18 protein-coding genes are annotated in these 17,708 nt (G+C 71.3%); 11 read left to right on the forward strand and 7 right to left on the reverse strand.

Features of this window, described 5'->3' with window-relative positions:
- Window positions 1–27: 27 nt before the first annotated feature.
- On the reverse strand, window positions 28–630 hold the full coding sequence (locus OG917_RS21885; protein WP_328319296.1) for a nucleoside triphosphate pyrophosphatase: 603 nt from the start codon (window positions 628–630) through the stop codon (window positions 28–30).
- Window positions 631–691: 61 nt separating this feature from the next.
- Entirely contained in the window at window positions 692–820 is a 129-nt protein-coding gene (gene mmpB, locus OG917_RS21890; RefSeq protein ID WP_328319297.1) for a morphogenic membrane protein MmpB, read from the reverse strand.
- 153 nt (window positions 821–973) lie between these two features.
- On the opposite strand from mmpB, the gene OG917_RS21895 reads away from it, so the two are divergent.
- Window positions 974–2,386, forward strand: a complete 1,413-nt coding sequence (locus OG917_RS21895) for an amidohydrolase family protein (RefSeq protein ID WP_328319298.1) — start codon at window positions 974–976, stop codon at window positions 2,384–2,386.
- A 15-nt stretch (window positions 2,387–2,401) separates the two neighbouring features.
- Here the strand turns inward: OG917_RS21895 and OG917_RS21900 are convergent, their stop codons facing one another.
- From OG917_RS21900 to OG917_RS21910, 3 genes are all read right to left on the reverse strand, one after another.
- Entirely contained in the window at window positions 2,402–2,749 is a 348-nt protein-coding gene (locus tag OG917_RS21900; protein WP_328319299.1) for a VOC family protein, read from the reverse strand.
- Between the two features lie 116 nt (window positions 2,750–2,865).
- The gene (locus OG917_RS21905) at window positions 2,866–3,072 is read right to left on the reverse strand and encodes an acyl-CoA carboxylase subunit epsilon (RefSeq protein WP_328319300.1); all 207 of its coding nucleotides are present in this window, start codon (window positions 3,070–3,072) and stop codon (window positions 2,866–2,868) included.
- Window positions 3,073–3,110: 38 nt separating this feature from the next.
- The gene (locus tag OG917_RS21910) at window positions 3,111–4,694 is read right to left on the reverse strand and encodes an acyl-CoA carboxylase subunit beta (protein WP_328319301.1); all 1,584 of its coding nucleotides are present in this window, start codon (window positions 4,692–4,694) and stop codon (window positions 3,111–3,113) included.
- Between the two features lie 119 nt (window positions 4,695–4,813).
- Between OG917_RS21910 and OG917_RS21915 the strand changes: the two genes are divergently transcribed.
- The 5 genes from OG917_RS21915 (at window position 4,814) to hutH (ending at window position 10,786) form a co-directional block, all read left to right on the forward strand.
- Window positions 4,814–5,704: a biotin--[acetyl-CoA-carboxylase] ligase gene (locus tag OG917_RS21915; protein ID WP_328319302.1), complete on the forward strand. Its 891-nt coding sequence runs from the start codon at window positions 4,814–4,816 to the stop codon at window positions 5,702–5,704.
- Window positions 5,705–5,846: 142 nt separating this feature from the next.
- Window positions 5,847–6,992: an adenylate/guanylate cyclase domain-containing protein gene (locus OG917_RS21920; RefSeq protein ID WP_328319303.1), complete on the forward strand. Its 1,146-nt coding sequence runs from the start codon at window positions 5,847–5,849 to the stop codon at window positions 6,990–6,992.
- A gap of 103 nt (window positions 6,993–7,095) precedes the next feature.
- Window positions 7,096–7,920 (forward strand): enoyl-CoA hydratase/isomerase family protein, encoded by an 825-nt coding sequence (locus OG917_RS21925; RefSeq protein WP_328319304.1) that lies wholly within the window; start codon window positions 7,096–7,098, stop codon window positions 7,918–7,920.
- A 90-nt stretch (window positions 7,921–8,010) separates the two neighbouring features.
- A complete protein-coding gene (locus OG917_RS21930; RefSeq protein WP_328319305.1) occupies window positions 8,011–9,153 on the forward strand; it encodes a GGDEF domain-containing protein in 1,143 nt (380 codons plus the stop codon).
- 64 nt (window positions 9,154–9,217) lie between these two features.
- Window positions 9,218–10,786 carry a histidine ammonia-lyase gene (hutH, locus tag OG917_RS21935; protein ID WP_328322076.1) on the forward strand — a complete coding sequence of 523 codons (1,569 nt, stop codon included), beginning with the start codon at window positions 9,218–9,220 and terminating at the stop codon, window positions 10,784–10,786.
- A gap of 16 nt (window positions 10,787–10,802) precedes the next feature.
- Here hutH and OG917_RS21940 read toward each other — a convergent pair whose 3' ends face one another.
- Complete coding sequence (locus OG917_RS21940; RefSeq protein ID WP_328319306.1) at window positions 10,803–11,060, reverse strand: hypothetical protein; 258 nt, start codon at window positions 11,058–11,060, stop codon at window positions 10,803–10,805.
- A gap of 112 nt (window positions 11,061–11,172) precedes the next feature.
- Here OG917_RS21940 and OG917_RS21945 point away from each other — a divergent pair, with 112 nt between their 5' ends.
- From OG917_RS21945 to OG917_RS21960, 4 genes are all read left to right on the forward strand, one after another.
- Window positions 11,173–11,529 carry a hypothetical protein gene (locus tag OG917_RS21945; RefSeq protein ID WP_328319307.1) on the forward strand — a complete coding sequence of 119 codons (357 nt, stop codon included), beginning with the start codon at window positions 11,173–11,175 and terminating at the stop codon, window positions 11,527–11,529.
- Between the two features lie 240 nt (window positions 11,530–11,769).
- On the forward strand, window positions 11,770–13,023 hold the full coding sequence (locus tag OG917_RS21950; RefSeq protein ID WP_328319308.1) for a L,D-transpeptidase: 1,254 nt from the start codon (window positions 11,770–11,772) through the stop codon (window positions 13,021–13,023).
- A 192-nt stretch (window positions 13,024–13,215) separates the two neighbouring features.
- Window positions 13,216–14,694, forward strand: coding sequence for an ABC transporter permease (locus tag OG917_RS21955; protein ID WP_328319309.1), 1,479 nt, complete (start codon window positions 13,216–13,218; stop codon window positions 14,692–14,694).
- Window positions 14,695–14,771: 77 nt separating this feature from the next.
- The gene (locus OG917_RS21960; protein WP_328319310.1) at window positions 14,772–15,455 is read left to right on the forward strand and encodes an ABC transporter ATP-binding protein; all 684 of its coding nucleotides are present in this window, start codon (window positions 14,772–14,774) and stop codon (window positions 15,453–15,455) included.
- A 123-nt stretch (window positions 15,456–15,578) separates the two neighbouring features.
- On the opposite strand, the gene OG917_RS21965 is transcribed toward OG917_RS21960, so the two are convergent.
- Window positions 15,579–16,439: a helix-turn-helix domain-containing protein gene (locus OG917_RS21965; RefSeq protein WP_328319311.1), complete on the reverse strand. Its 861-nt coding sequence runs from the start codon at window positions 16,437–16,439 to the stop codon at window positions 15,579–15,581.
- Between the two features lie 157 nt (window positions 16,440–16,596).
- Between OG917_RS21965 and OG917_RS21970 the strand changes: the two genes are divergently transcribed.
- On the forward strand, window positions 16,597–17,643 hold the full coding sequence (locus OG917_RS21970; protein ID WP_328319312.1) for an NAD(P)-dependent alcohol dehydrogenase: 1,047 nt from the start codon (window positions 16,597–16,599) through the stop codon (window positions 17,641–17,643).
- Window positions 17,644–17,708: the final 65 nt, after the last annotated feature.

Consider the following 17,708-nt stretch of genomic DNA (forward strand, 5'->3'; position numbering starts at 1 on the left):
GCCCGGGACCTGGCCCGCGGGCGCCGTTCAGACCCAGAGGTCGGTGAGGGACACGTCCAGTTCGGCCAGCAGCCTGCGCAGCAGCGGCAGCGACAGGCCGATGACATTGCCGTGGTCGCCCTCGATGGAGTCGACGAACGGGGCGGAGCGGCCGTCGAGGGTGAACGCCCCCGCGACATGGAGCGGTTCGCCGCTCGCGACATACGCGGCGACCTCGGCGTCCGACGGTTCGCCGAAGCGGACCGTGGTGGAGGCGGTGGCCGAGGCGCGGCGGCCGGTCGTGGTGTCGATGACGCAGTGGCCGGTCTGCAGCACACCCGCGCGACCGCGCATGGACATCCAGCGCGCGGTGGCCTCCTCGGCGTCCGCGGGCTTGCCGAGCGCCCGGCCGTCCAGCTCCAGCACGGAGTCGCAGCCGATCACCAGGGCGCCGGCCGCCGTGTCCCGGGCGGCGACGGAGGTGGCCTTGGCCTCGGCCAGGACGAGAGCGAGTCCGGCGGGCGTGGGCGCGCTGAGCGCGTCCTCGTCCACTCCGCTGACGATCACCTCGGGGTCGAGCCCGGCGTTGCGGAGCAGTCCGAGGCGGGCGGGCGATGCGGAGCCGAGAACGAGTCGGCGCTGAGCAGTCATGGGCCCATCGTATGACCGCGTACGACCGCCCCCCGGGGCGGCCGGCCCGGGGGCCCGCGGCTCAGCGCAGGCTCAGGACCACCATCACGAGAACCATCGCCCCGGCGAGGATCAGACCGGCACGGCGCAGCATCGCCTGGGCGTCTCGCAGTTCCTTGGGCGGTTTGTTCTCCGGGTCGGACCACAGCATGCGCTCGATGGTGCGGCCGGAGGGAGGTCCGGCGCCTGAGTACGGGTACTCAGCTGCCCGGACGAGTCGGACTCCTCCACATGATGTGACGGCGCGTCAGTTGGCTGGAAGCCGCCTTGCCGCGCCACGCCGTGACCGCGGTATAAAAACGGAATGAACTTTCCGAAAATGAGCCGCCGTGACGTTCTCGCAGGTCTGGGCAGTGTTCCCCTGGCTGCGGCAGCCGGATTACCGGCCGCGGCCCGCGAAAGGCCCCCCGGTCACGGCGAGCGTCCGGGGGAGCGGCGGACCACGGTGCTGCGCGGCGCCGACCTCGTCCTCACGATGGACCCCGGCGTCGGCGAGGGCGTGCTAGGCACCCTGGAGGGCGGCGCCGATGTGCTGCTGCGGGACGGCGGGATCGCGGCTGTCGGCAAGGGCCTCGACGTGCCGCGCGGCGCGCGGGTGGTGGACGCCACCGGCAAGCTGGTCCTGCCCGGCTTCGTCGACATCCACAACCACCTCTGGCAGTCGAGCATCCGCGGCGGCTGCTCCGACCAGGACGTCACCGGCTGGCTTGCGGCGTGCAACCGGACCGTCCTGCCGAAGATCGACGCCCAGGACATGTACGGCTTCGTCCACCTCGCGGCCCTCGACGCCCTGCAGACCGGTGTCACCACCGTCGTCGACTGGGTGCACCCGATCCCGTACGAGACCAGTGAGCGGTACATCCGCGCGCTGCACGACTCCGGGCTGCGCTTCGTCTACGCGATGACCCAGAGCGGCGCCGACCGCCACCTCGTACCGCAGGTCAAGAAGGACTTCCTGGATCCGCTGCCGCTGGCCTCCGCCCAGGTGGCGGTCCACGCGGGCATGTCCGGCATCAAGGACCTGCGGCTGCTGCACGAGGTCTCCCGCGACCTCGGCCTGATGATCAACTCCCATGTGCTGGAGAACAGGTCCGACCGCAAGGACGAGCAGATCCGGGCCCTGCGCGAGGTTGGCGCCTTCGGGCCCGGCCTGCTGATGAACCACGCGATCCATCTCACCGACGACGAGATCGCGCTGGCCGGGGACCACGACGTACGGGTGGCGCACTGCCCGCTCAGCAACATGCGGCTGGCCTCCGGCATCATGCCGCTGCCCGCGCTGCACCGGCACGGTGTCCAGGCCGGGCTCGGACACGACGGCGGCACCAACGACACCTCCGACATGTTCAACGTGATGAAGGCGGCCGTCGGGCTCCAGCGGGCGCTCCACCAGGACGCCGGGGTCCATCCGACCATCCCGGCCGTGCTGCGGCTGGCCACGCTGGGCGGCGCGGAGTGCATCGGGATGGCGGACCGGATCGGGTCGCTGACGCCGGGCAAGCGCGCCGACGTCCTGGTTATCGACCCCGGCACCCTCAACTTCGCCCCGCGCTTCGACTGGATCAGCCAGATCGTGCTCAACGGCCAGCCCCCGAACGTCACCGAGATCTTCGTCGACGGCTTTCTGCGGAAGTCGGGCGGCGAGCTGGTGAACGTGGACACCGAGCGGGTGGTGCGCGCCGCGGAGCGGGCCGCGGCGCACGTACGGGCCGCCTGACCCGCGTCCGGCCCGTCAGGAGACCGGGTTCTCGATCAGAGTGACCCGGTTCCCGTCGGGGTCGTGGAGGGCGGCGAACCTGGCCCGCTGCCCGCCGGGGCTGACCTCGCCCGCCGTCAGACCGCGGTCCGCCAGCTCCGCCAGCGCGGCGTCCAGATCGTCGACCGCCAGGTTGAGCAGCGCCTTTCCCGCGTGTTCGGGCGAGACGAAGACCTGGATCCAGCCCGATGCGGAGACATGCCAGTCGGCCAGGGACTCCATCGGCCTGGTGTCGGCCGGTCGGCCGAACAGCCGTTCGTACCAGGTCACCGATGTCCCGATGTCGGTCACCGGAGCGACCGCGAGTACGCGGGTGAAGGCCATGACGGGTTCCTTTCGCGGTGGGACACTCCGGCCGCTGAGGCGGCCGGAGTGCATGACACCAGGAAGGACTCCCGCCGCGGCGCGGACTCACCGGTGGCGCCGGTGAGTCCCCCCGGCTACCCCGGCCAGAAGGTGCGCGCCCACGCCCGCGGTCCCGGCTGCTGCATTCGGTGGCGGGCGATGCGCGCCGGATCGGACCACTCCTCGCGCGGCAGTGGCGCCCCGGACGGCTCGGACGCCGCCGCCGCGGCGCGCGCCTGGACCACCGCCACCGCGGCGGCCAGCTCCTCCGGGGTCGGGTTTCCCCGTACGACCTTGATCATCGTCGAGCCCTTCTGAGTGGGTAGCGTCCGGACAGGACCTAGAGCGGGATGTTGCCGTGCTTCTTGGGCGGCAGGGTCTCCCGCTTCGTACGCAGCTGGCGCAGCCCCCGCACGATGTGCCGACGCGTCTCGGACGGCATGATCACCGCGTCGACATAGCCGCGTTCGGCTGCCACGTACGGGTTGAGCAGGGTGTCCTCGTACTCGGAGATCAGCTCGGCGCGGGTCTCCTCGGCGTTCTCGGCGGCCGCGATGGTGCGCCGGTGCAGGATGTTCACCGCGCCCTGCGCGCCCATCACCGCGATCTGCGCGGTGGGCCAGGCGAGATTGAGGTCGGCGCCCAGGTGCTTGGAGCCCATCACGTCGTACGCCCCGCCGAACGCCTTGCGGGTGATGACCGTGATGAGCGGGACGGTGGCCTCCGCGTAGGCGTAGATCAGCTTGGCGCCCCGCCGGATGATGCCGCCGTACTCCTGGTCGACGCCCGGCAGGAAGCCCGGTACGTCCACGAAGGTGATGACCGGGACGTTGAACGCGTCGCAGGTGCGGACGAAGCGGGCCGCCTTCTCCGACGCGTTGATGTCCAGACAGCCCGCGAACTGCATGGGCTGGTTGGCGACGATCCCGACGGGATGGCCCTCGACCCTGCCGAAACCGGTCACGATGTTCGGAGCGAACAGCCCCTGCGTCTCCAGGAACTCACCGTCGTCCAGCACATGCTCGATCGCCGTGTGCATGTCGTACGGCTGGTTCGCGGAGTCCGGGATGAGCGTGTCCAGCTCCCGGTCCACGTCCGAGGTCTCCAGGTCCGCCTCCTCGGGGAAGGCCGGCGGGTCGGAGAGGTTGTTCGAAGGGAGGTACGAGAGCAGCGACTTGACGTACTCGATCGCGTCCTTCTCGTCGCCCGCCATGTGGTGCGCCACACCGGAGGTCGTGTTGTGCGTACGAGCGCCGCCCAGCTCCTCGAAGCCGACGTCCTCACCGGTGACGGTCTTGATGACGTCGGGCCCCGTGATGAACATGTGCGAGGTCTGGTCGACCATCACCGTGAAGTCGGTGATGGCGGGCGAGTACACGGCGCCGCCCGCGCACGGGCCGACGATCAGGCTGATCTGCGGGATCACGCCCGAAGCGTGGACGTTGCGGCGGAAGATCTCGGCGAACAGGCCGAGCGCGGCCACGCCCTCCTGGATACGGGCGCCACCGCCGTCGTTGATCCCGATGACCGGGCAGCCGGTCTTCATGGCGAAGTCCATGACCTTGACGATCTTCTCGCCGTACACCTCGCCGAGCGAGCCGCCGAAGATGGTGAAGTCCTGCGAGTAGACACAGACCGGGCGGCCGTCGACCGTGCCGTAACCGGTCACGACGCCGTCGCCGTACGGGCGGTTCTTCTCGATGCCGAAGTTGGTCGAGCGGTGCCGGGCGAACTCGTCCAGCTCCGTGAACGACCCCTCGTCGAGCAGCAGTTCCACCCGCTCGCGGGCTGTCAGCTTGCCCTTGGCATGCTGCTTCTCCACCGCGCGCGCCGAACCGGCGTGTGTCGCCTCTTCGATGCGGTGCTGGAGATCCGCGAGCTTGCCCGCGGTGGTGTGGACGTTGATCTCATCCGGCTCGGACATCGGGATGCGGCTCCCTGGGTGCTCAGACGTGTGACAGGGCGGTTCGGCTACTGGCACGTAGCGTATCGGCGCTGGTGCGCCTCGGCAGTGCGTCGTTGGCCACACCTACTGTGGGTTGCATGACGTCATCCGATGTACCCGGGAACCGCTGGTCGGATCTGGAACGCCCGCCGCTGAACGCCTCGGCGCTGCGCCGCGCGCTGGTGCGGCCGGAGTCCCTGTGGACCTCCCTCGACGTGGTCACGACCACCGGATCCACCAACTCCGACCTCGCGGGGCGGGCCGCCGGACTCGGCGAGGGCGCGGTGCTGGTCGCCGAGGAGCAGACCGCGGGCCGCGGGCGGCTGGACCGCACCTGGTCGGCGCCCGCGCGCTCCGGGATCTTCTTCTCCGTACTCCTGCGGCCGGGCCCGCGCGTCCCGGCCGAACGCTGGGGGTGGCTGCCGCTGCTCACCGGGGTCGCCGTGGCCGCCGGGCTCTCCAGGTCGGCCGGTGTCGACACCTCGCTGAAGTGGCCCAACGACCTGCTCGTCACGGTCCCCGGGGACTCCGGCGCGCTTCGTACGGGGGAGGCGGCGTCCGGCGCCGAGCGCAAGGCGGGCGGCATCCTCGCCGAACGCACCGCGGACGGCGCCGTCGTGGTCGGCGTCGGTGTCAACGTCTCGCTCCGCGCGGAGGAACTGCCGGTCCCCACCGCGGGCTCGCTGGCCCTCGCGGGCGCGGCCACCACCGACCGGGACCCGCTGCTGCGGGCCGTGCTGCGCTCGCTGGAGCAGTGGTACGTGGAGTGGCGCGCCGCGGACGGCGATCCGGCCGCATCCCGGCTCCAGGAGGCGTACGCGGCGGGCTGCTCGACCCTGGGGCGTACGGTCCGCGCCGAGCTGCCCGGCGACACGTCCCTGACCGGGGAGGCCGTCGCGGTCGACGGCGACGGCCGGCTGGTGCTGGCCACGGCGGACGGGGTGCAGCCGGTCGGCGCGGGTGACATCGTGCATCTGCGGCCGGTCTGAGACACCCGGGACCGGCCGGACCGCGACAGGCACGTGAGCTACGGCACACCTGCCGTATGGTTGAGGCGATCCGCGGCAGAGCAGCACGGAGCGTCGGCCAGATCGGCAGGGCAGTGCGCAGGGAATGGGCAGGAGGCGGCAGGTGACCGTCGACGACATCTCGTCGGGTGCGGACGAGGAGCCCCCTTTCTCTCCGTACCGCACCCCCCACCATGAGGTCGATCACACCGCGGAGCCGACCAACGATCCGCTCGCGATCCGTCTCGAACAGCTGATCCTCGGCGCGGACCGCCGCTACACCCCCTTCCAGGCCGCCCGCACGGCCGGTGTCTCGATGGAGCTCGCCTCCCGCTTCTGGCGGGCGATGGGCTTCCCCGACATCGGCCAGGCCAAGGCGCTCACCGAGGCGGACGTGCTGGCGCTCCGCCGTCTCGCCGGTCTCGTCGAGGCAGGGCTGCTGAGCGAGCCGATGGCCGTGCAGGTCGCGCGGTCCACCGGGCAGACCACCGCGCGCCTCGCCGAGTGGCAGATCGACTCCTTCCTGGCCGGCCTCACCGAGCCTCCCGAGCCGGGAATGACCCGCACGGAGGTCACGTATCCGCTGGTGGAGCTGTTGCTCCCGGAGCTGGAGGAGTTCCTGCGCTATGTGTGGCGCCGCCAGCTGGCGGCCGCCACCGGGCGGGTCGTGCAGGCGGCGGACGACGAGGAGATGGTCGACCGCAGGCTCGCGGTGGGCTTCGCCGACCTCGTCGGTTTCACCCGGCTGACCCGGCGCCTGGAGGAGGAGGAGCTCGGCGAGCTGGTCGAGGCCTTCGAGACGACCTGCGCCGACCTGGTGGCCGCGCACGGCGGCCGGCTCATCAAGACCCTCGGGGACGAGGTGCTGTACGCGGCGGACGACGCGGGGACCGCGGCCGAGATCGCGCTGCGGCTCATCGAGACCATGAGCAACGACGACACCATGCCGGAGCTCCGGGTCGGTATCGCCTTCGGCACCGTCACGACCCGGATGGGGGACGTGTTCGGCACGACGGTCAACCTGGCCTCCCGGCTGACCTCGATAGCTCCGAAGGACACGGTCCTGGTGGACGGCGCGCTCGCCGAGGAGCTGGGGCGCCACGGCGACGCCCCGGTCTCCGAGTCGGAGGCGGCGGCCGAGACCGAGCGCGCGGAGAAGAGCGGCGAGGAGCCGCCGGCCTACCGCTTCGCCCTCCAGCCGATGTGGCAGCGGCCGGTGCGCGGGCTCGGCGTGGTCGAACCGTGGCTGCTCACCCGCCGCACGACGTGACGCCGGGCGGGGCGGGCTCCGCGTCACGCGGCTGAGTACGCCGCACCGGGCGGGCGCCGCCGGGGGGCTGACGCCCGCTCTCCGCGCTGGCTATCGTGCGCGGATGACCTCAGAGATCTCAGATACCGGAACGGGCGGGGCGGACGGCCGGCGGTTCGGCGAGTACGTCGTCGTACGCCGCCACGGCCATGTCGCCGAGCTGGTCCTGGACCGGCCCAAGGCGATGAACGCGGTGTCGACGGAGATGGCGCGCTCGCTCGCGGCGGCCTGCGAGGCGCTGGCGGCGGACCCGTCGGCGCGTACCGTCGTGCTGACCTCCACCCACGACAGGGCCTTCTGCGTGGGCGCCGACCTCAAGGAGCGCAACTCCCTCACGGACGCGGAGCTGGTGCGCCAGCGTCCCACGGCGCGCGCCGCTTACACCGGTGTCCTGGAGCTGCCGATGCCCACCGTGGCCGCCGTGCACGGGTTCGCGCTGGGCGGCGGGTTCGAGCTGGCGCTGGCCTGCGATCTGATCGTCGCCGACGCGACGGCCGTCGTGGGGCTGCCCGAGGTGTCGGTCGGGGTGATCCCCGGCGGCGGGGGCACCCAGCTGCTGCCGCGCCGGGTCGGCGCGGCCCGCGCGGCCGAGCTGGTGTTCACCGCCCGGCGGGTGGAGACCGCCGAGGCGCGGGAGCTGGGCCTGGTGGACATCGTGGCCGACGACGCCAGGACCGGGGCGCTGGAGCTGGCGGGCCGTATCGCGGCGAACTCGCCGGTGGGGTTGCGGGCGGCCAAGCGGGCGCTGCGGCTGGGGCACGGGCTCGACCTGCGGGCGGGCCTTGAGGTCGAGGACGCGGCCTGGCGGTCGGTGGCCTTCTCCGGGGACCGGGCGGAGGGAGTGGCGGCGTTCAACGAGAAGCGGAAGCCCCAGTGGCCGGGCGAGTGAGGGCCTGCACGGGCACACCCTTACGCCCCGTTGTCACCGTCCGTAACGTATAACTGCTCAAAAGCCGCACATCGTCCCTAAGCTGATGCAATGGGTGACGATGTGCGGCTGCGAGCCGTGGTGACGCTGGCGCAGGCCATGGCGTCGGCGCACAGCGTGCGTGGGTCCTGGCGGGCGGCCACGCTCGGTGCGTGCGAGGCGCTGGGCGGCAGTTTCGCCGCGCTCTCGGTCTGGGAGCGGGAGCTGGGCCGGCTCAAGGTGCTCGCCAACGTGGGGGAGCGGGCCGAGGACGAGGCGGAATTCCCGGACGCCGAGACCTACCCGGTGAACCACTTCCCGGAGATCGCCGAATTCCTGCACGAGCGGTGGGCGAGCGGCGGCGAGCCCAATGCCTGGGTCGAGACGGCCGACGGACCCGCCGGGCCATCGGCGGGCTACTGCCACCAGCGGGTGGCCGCGCTGCGCAGGCGGGGGCGCGGCAGCTGCGTGGTCGCGCCGATAGTGCTGAGCGGGCGGGCCTGGGGCGAGCTGTATGTGGCCAGGCCGGTGGGGACGCCGGTCTTCGACCGGGCCGACGCGGACTTCGCGACGGTGCTCGCCGCGGTGGTGGCGGCCGGGCTCGCGCAGACCGAACGGCTTGAGGAGGTCAGGAAACTCGCCTTCACCGACCCGCTGACCGGGCTCGCGAACCGGCGCGCTGTCGACATCGGGCTCGATGCGGCGGTCGAGCGGTTCGTGGCCGACGGGACGGTCGTCAGCCTGATGGTCTGCGACCTCAACGGTCTCAAGCGGGTCAACGACACCCACGGCCACGAGGTCGGCGACCGTCTCCTCGAACGCTTCGGCTCGGTCCTCTCCGTCTGCGGTGCGGTGCTGCCAGGAGCGCTGGCCGCGCGGCTCGGCGGTGACGAGTTCTGTCTGCTCTCGGTGGGCCCGTCGGCGGACGAGGTGATCGCGGTCGCCGACGACCTCTGCACGCGGGCGGCCGAACTGGAGCTGGGGGACGGGGTGGCGTGCGGTGTCGCGTCCACCGGGGATCCGATCGGGCCGCTGAAGTCCGCCCGCCGGCTGTTCCGGCTGGCCGACGCCGCCCAGTACCGGGCGAAGGCCGCCAGGTCGGCGCAGCCGGTGGTGGCGGGGCGGGACCGCACGGTGATGCGGCTCGCGGACACGCCGTCGCACACCGGTGACCGGCGGCGCCTGCGGGGCAAGCGGGCCGGCCCGGGCGGGTAAGGGGTCCACCCCTCCATCGATGGTGACAGTTCAGGATTCAGTACGTACGCTTCTGAATATGGATATGCATACAGTCGTCGTGGGAACCTCCGGCACCACCGCCGGGGATGTCCTCGCAGTGGCCCGCGGCAACGCCCGGATCGAGCTCTCGCCCGAGGCTCTCACCGCCCTCGCCGCCGCCCGCGAGATCGTGGACGCGCTGGCCGCCAAGCCCGAGCCGGTGTACGGCGTCTCCACCGGCTTCGGCGCGCTCGCCTCCCGGCACATCAGCCCGGACCTGCGCGCGCAGCTCCAGCGCAACATCGTGCGCTCGCACGCCGCGGGCATGGGCCCGCGGGTGGAGCGCGAGGTCGTCAGGGCGCTGATGTTCCTGCGGCTCAAGACGGTCTGCTCCGGGCACACCGGGGTGCGGCCCGAGGTCGCGCAGACCATGGCGGACATCCTCAACGCCGGCATCACCCCCGTGGTGCACGAGTACGGCTCGCTCGGCTGCTCCGGGGACCTCGCCCCGCTCTCGCACTGCGCGCTCACCCTCATCGGCGAGGGTGACGCGGAAGGCCCCGACGGGGCCGTGCGCCCGGCCGCCGAGCTGCTCGCAGCCGCCGGGATCACCCCCGTCGAGCTGCGCGAGAAGGAGGGCCTCGCCCTCCTCAACGGCACCGACGGCATGCTCGGCATGCTCGTCATGGCCCTCGACGACCTGCAGAAGCTCTACACGTCCGCCGACATCACCGCGGCCCTGTCGCTGGAGGCGCTGCTCGGCACGGACAGGGTGCTCGCCGCCGAGCTGCACGCGATCCGCCCGCACCCGGGCCAGGGTGTGGCCGCCGCCAACATGATGAAGGTCCTCGCGGGCTCCGGCCTCACCGGCCACCACCAGGACGACGCCCCCCGCGTCCAGGACGCCTACTCGGTGCGCTGTGCCCCGCAGGTCGCCGGCGCGGGCCGCGACACGCTGGCGCACGCCCGTACGGTCGCCGGGCGCGAGCTCGCGGCGGCCGTGGACAACCCCGTGGTGCTCCTTGGGGACACCTCCCAGTCCGAAGGATCCGGGGGAGGCCGGGTGGAGTCCAACGGCAACTTCCACGGCGCCCCCGTCGCGTACGTCCTCGACTTCCTGGCGATCGCCGCGGCGGACCTGGGCTCCATCGCGGAGCGCCGCACCGACCGGCTGCTCGACAAGAACCGCTCGCACGGGCTGCCGCCCTTCCTCGCGGGCGACGCGGGCGTCGACTCGGGCCTGATGATCGCCCAGTACACCCAGGCCGCCCTGGTGAGCGAGATGAAGCGGCTCGCCGTCCCGGCGTCCACCGACTCGATCCCGTCCTCCGCGATGCAGGAGGACCACGTCTCGATGGGCTGGTCGGCGGCGCGCAAGCTGCGGACCGCCGTCGACAACCTCACCCGGATCGTCGCGATCGAGCTGTACGCGGCCACTCGCGCCATCGAGCTGCGCGAGGGCCTGACGCCGGCCCCCGCCAGCAGCGCGGTGATCGAGGCCGTGCGCCGGGCGGGTGTCGAGGGCCCGGGGCCGGACCGGTTCCTCGCTCCCGACCTTGCCGCCGCCGATGCCTTCGTCAGGGACGGGGGCCTGGTCAGGGCCGCGGAGACGGTGACGGGTGCGCTGGACTGAGGCGCCCGCCCCGCGGTCAGCCGGTGTGGATCCGGCGGCCCGCGCAGACGACCGAGGCTGCTCCGAGCCCCAGGAACAGTGATCCGCCGACCACGTACTGCGTGGTGTCCGCCCTCCCGGCCGCGGCCGGGAGGGCGGCCGCGTGCCGCTGCCCGGGGTGGCCGGGGGTGCCGGGCCGCTGACCGCCGGTGATGTGTGCCGACGGGACGAACCACAGGGCACAGAGCAGCGCTCCGGCCGACGCGGCGGTCAACAGGGGCCGGCGGGCTGACACAGGATCGATCTCCCTTGCTGCAAACCTGAATTGGCGCTCCTGGGCGCCGATGCTAGTGAAAGCAGCGGGTCGCAGGAAAGCCAGGGGCGTCAGGAGCCTTACGCTCCGTCGCATGACCAACGAAGAAACATCCCGCTATGTACGGCTCAAGGTGGAATTGGTGCTGGAGGTGCACGACGCCTCCGGGCTCTGCGAGGCCGCGCTCGAACGGATCGCGGACGACGCGGAGGGAGTGCAGCCCGGCATGCTGGGTGAGGACCGTACGCATGCCGAGAGGGCCGTCAGGGAAGACGCTGCAGAAGCGGTCGCCCACCTGGTGGACCCGCTCGACCTGCTCGGCGAGGTGCCGGGGGTGGAGCTCGTCCAGGCCGGGTGGTCGAGCGAACGAATCGACTACGACCCCGATTCGCTGGAATGGGACCTGGACGAGGAAGATGAGCCGGACGTGGAGACGGGAGTGACCCCGTAACTCCGTTGCGCGACAAGGCGTCCACGGGGGAGCGGGACGGGATCCCGGAGTGCGGCGCCGCACTCCGGGAGGCCGGAAGGCTTCCGGAGCCGCACGTGTTGTTCCACACATTTTCCGCAGATGTGGAACCGACACATCGGTGCAGATGTTCTTAAAGAGCAGTGCGGGCACACGGTCACGGCGCCAAGGTGACCTGCTCGGGGATTTTCGGGGTATTCGGCAACGATGGAGAAGCGTGTGATGACGGAAAGTAGGCGGCGCAAGAGCCTGATGGCTGCGTCCGCTCTGCTCGGCGGCGTACTGGTGCTGTCGGCCTGCAGTGGTGGCGACAGCAAGGCCGGCGGCTCGGACAGCGCGAAGAAGTCCTCGCAGAGCGCGGTCGACGAGGCCGCGGCCAAGGACACCTCGGACGCCCGAATAGCGATCACGCCCAAGAGCGGTGCCGACAACGCGGGCATCAACAAGGACGCCAAGGTCTCCGTCAGCTCGGGCAAGCTGACCCAGGTCGCGATGACCAGCACCACGGGCACGGCGGTCAAGGGCACGATCTCGGCCGACGGTGCCAGCTGGAAGCCGGACGCCCCGCTGGAACGCTCGACCACGTACAAGATCGCTGTCACGGCCGAGGACACCAAGGGCCGTCAGGCGCACGAGAACTCGTCGTTCACGACGGTCTCGCCCTCCCACAGCTTCATCGGCAACTTCACGCCCGAGGACGGGTCGACCGTCGGCGTCGGTATGCCGGTCTCGATCAACTTCGACAAGCCGATCACCAACAAGAAGGCCGTCGAGGACGCCGTCAAGGTGACGTCGAGCAGCGGTCAGGAGGTCGTCGGCCACTGGTTCAGCCCCACCCGCCTGGACCTCCGCCCCGACCAGTACTGGAAGGAAGGCTCGACCGTCACGATGAAGCTGGCCCTGGACGGAGTCGAGGGCGCCAGTGGCGTCACCGGCGTCCAGGACAAGACCGTCAGCTTCAAGATCGGCCGCAACCAGGTCTCCGTCGTGGACGCCGCGGCGCACACGATGAAGGTCATGCAGGACGGCAGGACGGTCAAGACCATCCCGATCTCGGCCGGCTCCCCCGAGCACACCACGTACAACGGCCAGATGGTGATCTCGGAGAAGTACAAGCAGACCCGGATGGACGGCTCCACCGTCGGCTTCACCAACGCCGACGGCAAGGGCGAGTACGACATCAAGGACGTCCCGCACGCCATGCGGCTGTCCAGCTCCGGCACCTTCATCCACGGCAACTACTGGGGCGCCAAGTCGCTCTTCGGGAACTCGAACACCAGCCACGGCTGTGTCGGGCTCTCCGACACCAAGGGCGCCAACGACCCGAACACCTCGGCCGCGTGGTTCTACAACCACTCGCTCATCGGTGACGTGGTCGTGGTGAAGAACTCCCACGACAAGACGGTCCAGCCGGACAACGGCCTCAACGGCTGGAACCTGAACTGGTCCGCGTGGAAGGCCGGTTCGGCCGCCTGACCGGACCGGGCGCGAGCCCGCCCCCCCCCGCCACCCCGCACGCCGGCGGCCCGTCCCCCGTGGACGGGCCGCCGACGCGTTCTCCGGCGCTCTCCCCGCGCTCCGCGGGCCCCGCCACCTCGCCGGCCCCTTCTCATCCCGCTCTCACGCCGGCCTTATCCCGCCATCACGGGCGCGCCCTACTTTCGCCGCATGTTCTTCACCTATCTCCGGCGCGAGCTGCGCCGACGCAGAAAGGCGGCGCTCGTCGTCGCCTCGGGGCTCGCCCTCGGTATTGCGCTGGTCATCGTCGTCAGTTCGGTCTCCGCAGGGATGGGCCGGGCCCAGGACAAGGTCCTGCAGTCCCTCTACGGCCTCGGTACGGATATGACGGTCACGAAGGCCGAGGCGCCGGCCGGCACCACCGGAGGCAACGCACGGCCCAAGTTCCAGTTCGGCGCGAAGGGCAGCGGCGACGACTCGAAGCAGAGCAGCGACCGGGTGATGGTGCAGGGCTTCCAGACCCTGCCGGCGGCGACCGTGACCAAGGTGGGCGCGCAGAGCGGGGTCTCCAGCGCCGTCGGCGGGCTGAGCCTCAACGTGCTCAAGGTCGACGGGCAGTTCAAGCGCGGCGAGTACAAGCAGCGCCCGGGCGGCGCCGCCACCGGCCGCGGGGGCCGCGGCGGGGGAGCCCCTCAGGGCGCGGTCCAGGGCGGCGGCGCCAACTTCGACGTGGACTCGTACACCGTGTACGGCACGGACGTGGCCCACCTCGGCCTCGGCCCGCTGACCTCCTCGAAGATCACCTCGGGACGCACCTTCACCAGTGCGGAGACCGATGCCAAGGTCGCCGTCGTGGACGCCTCGTACGCGAAGAAGAAGAAGCTCAGGACCGGCTCCACCGTGACCGTCAAGTCGGTCGCCTACAAGATCGTGGGCGTCGCCACCCCCGACAGCGGGGACGCCGCAGCCAACCTGTATCTGCCGCTGAAGCAGGCGCAGACGCTGGCCGGGGCCAAGGACAAGGTCACCACGGTGTACGTGAAGGCCACCGACTCGCAGCAGATCTCCGGCGTCAAGTCGACCATCCAGAAGAACGTCTCCGGTACCACGGTCACCACCTCGGCCGACCTCGCGGACACCGTGTCCGGCTCCCTCTCCACCGCGTCCGGCCTGGCCACCAACGTCGGCAGATGGCTGTCGGTCGCGGTCCTGATCGCCGCCTTCCTGGTGGCGGGCCTGCTCACCTCGTCGGCCGTCAGCCGCCGGGTACGGGAGTTCGGCACGCTGAAGGCGCTCGGCTGGAAGAGCGGTCGCGTCACCCGCCAGGTCGTCGGAGAGGCGCTGGTCAACGGGCTGCTCGGCGGTGTCATCGGGATCGCGCTGGGACTGGGCGGCGCGTACCTCGTGACCGCCATCAGCCCGACCCTGTCGGCGTCGGTCGGCTCGTCCGGCGGTGGCTTCGGCGGTGGCGGTGGCGGCGGCTTCGGCGGCGGCATGCGGGGCGGCTTCGGCGGTGGCAGGCAGGCCGCGTCGAAGGCGCTCGACATCGCGCTCACCGCACCCGTCTCGGTCTCCACCATCGGCCTCGCGGTGGCCCTTGCCGTGGCCGGCGGTCTCATCGCGGGCGGCTTCGGCGGCTGGCGCGCGTCCCGGCTGCGCCCCGCGGACGCCCTGCGCCGCGTCGAGTAGCGCCCCCGGGCCACTGCGGCCCCATCCCGCGCCTTCCCTCTTCACCCTCCCGTACAGCAGGAGTTGAGACCCGTCCCATGTACGAACTCAGCGGAGTCACCAAGCGCTACCAGCGCGGCAAGAAAACCATCGACGCCCTCGCAGGAGTCGATCTGACCATCGAGGGCGGCGGCCGGCTGGTCATCCAGGGCCCCACCGGCGGCGGCAAGTCCACTCTCCTCCAGATGCTCGGCGCGCTCGACCGGCCCACCGAGGGCAGCGTCGTACTCGACGGCGTCGACCTCGGAAAGCTCAGCGAGGCCAAGCTCACCACGGTGCGTGCCCAGAACATCGGCTTCGTCTTCCAGTCCTTCAACCTGATTCCGACGCTCACCGCCCAGGAGAACGTCGAGACCGCGCTCGTCCCGCTCGGCCTCAGGGCGTCCGAACGCCGCGGGAGGGCCGCCGACGCGCTGGACTCCGTCGGCCTCGCCGAGCGCTTCGGCCACCTCCCGTCCGAGATGTCCGGAGGCCAGCAGCAGCGCGTCGCCATCGCCCGGGCACTGGTCAAGAATCCCAAGGTGCTGCTCGCCGACGAGCCGACGGGCAACCTCGACGAGGGCATGCGGGACGAGATCATGGAGGTACTCGAAATGCTCTGGAAGGAGCACGGGCTGACCTTCATCATGGTCACCCACGACACCGCGCTCGCCCGGCGGGCCCCCCGCCTCGCGACCATCCGCAAGGGCCGGGTCACCATCACCGAGAACGCGGCGGCCTAGTACCGCGGCTCTCCCTGTGCGGCCGTACGGAGGGCTGCCGCACAGGGCCGTGGCGGGAGGGGCAGGGCAGGGCCCCCGCGCCGCACCGGCCCCGCGCCCCGCCGGCTGGGGCGCGGCGCGGGGCTACCGGCTGAAGTGCGGTGCCTCGTCCGCACCCCAGGACGCCAGCAGCCGCAGCGTCTCCACCGCGTCCGAACCCGGCTCGGCGTGGTAGGTGATCAGGCTCTGGTCCTGGTCGCCCGGCAGATTCAGCGTCTCGTACGACAGCGTCAGCGCACCCACCAGCGGATGGTGCAGCCGCTTCACGCAGTGCCCCTTGTCCCGCACGGTGTGCGCCGCCCACAGCACCCGGAACTCGTCGCTCTTCACCGACAGCTCACCCACCAGCGCGGACAGTTGCGGATCGTCGGGGAAGCAGCCCGCGAAGAGCCGGAGCGCGCTCACCATCTCGGCGGCCACACACTCCCACTCGGCATACAGATCACGGGAGTTCGGGTCGAGGAAGACGATCCGCGCCATGTTGCGCTCCTCGGCGGGCAGCGCGGTGAAGTCACCGAACAGCGCCCGCGCCAGCCGGTTCGAGCCGAGGATGTCCATCCGCCGCCCCAGGACGTACGACGGCACCCCGTCCATCGCGTCCATCAGATGCTGGAGCTCGGCCCGCATCCGCTGAGGCCTGGCCGCGGCTGCCCGCTTCTTCTTCGGCTTCGGCCCCGCGAGATGCGTCAGATGCGCGGACTCCGCGTCCGAGAGCCGCAGCGCCCGGGCCACCGAATCGAGGACCTCGCCGGAGACATTGCTGCCATGACCCTGTTCGAGCCGTGTGTAGTACGCCACGGACACCCCGGCGAGCTGCGCCAGCTCCTCGCGCCGCAGGCCGGGCACCCTGCGGTGCCTGCCCAGGTCGGGAAGGCCCACGTCCGCGGGCTGGAGGCGGGCCCGGCGGGAGCGGAGGAATTCACTGAGTTCGGCACGCTGGTCCATGCACCCAGTATCCGTGGTCGTACGCGAACCATCCTGTCCCTGCCAGTGGTACGCACAGTGGGCGTAGGCACAGCAGGGAGACGGCAGGACATGTATGAAAGCGAAACCATCAGGCAGGCTGGAGGGACCACCCCATTTCTGAGGAGAACACTTCCGGATGACTGTCACCACCGTCGCCGCGTACGCCGCCCCCGCACCCAAGGCCCCGCTGGAGCGCACCACCGTGCCGCGCCGGCCGGTCGGCGAGCACGACGTACTGATCGACATCAAGTTCGCCGGTATCTGCCACTCCGACATCCACCAGGCCCGCGACGGCTGGGGCGAGGGCATCTTCCCGATGGTCCCCGGCCACGAGATCGCGGGAATCGTCGCAGAGGTCGGCTCCGGGGTCACCAAGTTCGCCGTCGGCGACCGGGTCGGCGTCGGCTGCATGGTCGACTCCTGCCGGGAGTGCGACAACTGCAAGGCCGGGCTGGAGCAGTACTGCTCCCAGGGCAACACCGGCACGTACAACGCCCTCGACAAGCAGGGTGAGCCCACCTACGGCGGCTACTCCACGCACGTCGTCGTCGACGAGAACTACACCCTGCGTATTCCGGACGGCATCGGGCTGGACGTGGCCGCGCCGCTGCTCTGCGCCGGCATCACCACGTACTCCCCGCTCGCCCACTGGAACGCGGGCCCCGGCAAGAAGGTCGCCATCGTCGGCCTTGGCGGCCTCGGTCACATGGGCGTCAAGATCGCGCACGCGATGGGCGCGGAGGTCACCGTCCTGAGCCAGTCGCTGCGCAAGCAGGAGGACGGGCTGAAGCTGGGCGCCGACCACTACTACGCCACCAGCGACCCGAAGACCTTCGACGAGCTCCGCGGCACCCTGGACCTGATCGTCTCGACGGTCTCCGCGCCGCTCCCGCTCGACTCGTACCTGAGCCTGCTCAAGACGGACGGTGCCATGATCAACGTCGGCGCCCCCGAGGAGCCCGTCTCGCTCAACCTGTTCTCGGTCATCGGCGGCCGCAAGACCCTCGCGGGCTCCGGCATCGGCGGTATCCGCGAGACCCAGGAGATGCTCGACTTCTGCGCCGAGCACGGCCTCGGCGCGGAGATCGAGGTCATCGCGGCCGACCGGATCAACGAGGCCTACGAGCGCGTGCTCAGCAGTGACGTGCGCTACCGCTTCGTGATCGACACCGCGACGATCTGACGCACCACAGGGGCAGCGGCCTGCCGCCCTCCGGGCCTCCGGCCGGCCGCTGCCCCTACCTCCGG

Origin of the sequence: Streptomyces sp. NBC_00388, from assembly GCF_036061255.1 — a bacterium.
Taxonomy (GTDB): Bacteria; Actinomycetota; Actinomycetes; order Streptomycetales; family Streptomycetaceae; genus Streptomyces.

What these genes read in the sequence shown, in the direction of transcription:
- OG917_RS21955 (WP_328319309.1), top strand. Translation starts at nt 13,216, where the DNA reads ATGTTCTTCACCTATCTCCGGCGCGAGCTGCGCCGACGCAGAAAGGCG.
- OG917_RS21950 (WP_328319308.1), top strand. Translation starts at nt 11,770, where the DNA reads ATGACGGAAAGTAGGCGGCGCAAGAGCCTGATGGCTGCGTCCGCTCTG.
- OG917_RS21965 (WP_328319311.1), bottom strand. Translation starts at nt 16,439, where the DNA reads ATGGACCAGCGTGCCGAACTCAGTGAATTCCTCCGCTCCCGCCGGGCC.
- OG917_RS21960 (WP_328319310.1), top strand. Translation starts at nt 14,772, where the DNA reads ATGTACGAACTCAGCGGAGTCACCAAGCGCTACCAGCGCGGCAAGAAA.
- OG917_RS21895 (WP_328319298.1), top strand. Translation starts at nt 974, where the DNA reads ATGAACTTTCCGAAAATGAGCCGCCGTGACGTTCTCGCAGGTCTGGGC.
- OG917_RS21930 (WP_328319305.1), top strand. Translation starts at nt 8,011, where the DNA reads ATGGGTGACGATGTGCGGCTGCGAGCCGTGGTGACGCTGGCGCAGGCC.
- mmpB (WP_328319297.1), bottom strand. Translation starts at nt 820, where the DNA reads ATGCTGTGGTCCGACCCGGAGAACAAACCGCCCAAGGAACTGCGAGAC.
- OG917_RS21925 (WP_328319304.1), top strand. Translation starts at nt 7,096, where the DNA reads ATGACCTCAGAGATCTCAGATACCGGAACGGGCGGGGCGGACGGCCGG.
- OG917_RS21905 (WP_328319300.1), bottom strand. Translation starts at nt 3,072, where the DNA reads ATGATCAAGGTCGTACGGGGAAACCCGACCCCGGAGGAGCTGGCCGCC.
- hutH (WP_328322076.1), top strand. Translation starts at nt 9,218, where the DNA reads ATGCATACAGTCGTCGTGGGAACCTCCGGCACCACCGCCGGGGATGTC.
- OG917_RS21970 (WP_328319312.1), top strand. Translation starts at nt 16,597, where the DNA reads ATGACTGTCACCACCGTCGCCGCGTACGCCGCCCCCGCACCCAAGGCC.
- OG917_RS21915 (WP_328319302.1), top strand. Translation starts at nt 4,814, where the DNA reads ATGACGTCATCCGATGTACCCGGGAACCGCTGGTCGGATCTGGAACGC.
- OG917_RS21885 (WP_328319296.1), bottom strand. Translation starts at nt 630, where the DNA reads ATGACTGCTCAGCGCCGACTCGTTCTCGGCTCCGCATCGCCCGCCCGC.
- OG917_RS21900 (WP_328319299.1), bottom strand. Translation starts at nt 2,749, where the DNA reads ATGGCCTTCACCCGCGTACTCGCGGTCGCTCCGGTGACCGACATCGGG.
- OG917_RS21910 (WP_328319301.1), bottom strand. Translation starts at nt 4,694, where the DNA reads ATGTCCGAGCCGGATGAGATCAACGTCCACACCACCGCGGGCAAGCTC.
- OG917_RS21945 (WP_328319307.1), top strand. Translation starts at nt 11,173, where the DNA reads ATGACCAACGAAGAAACATCCCGCTATGTACGGCTCAAGGTGGAATTG.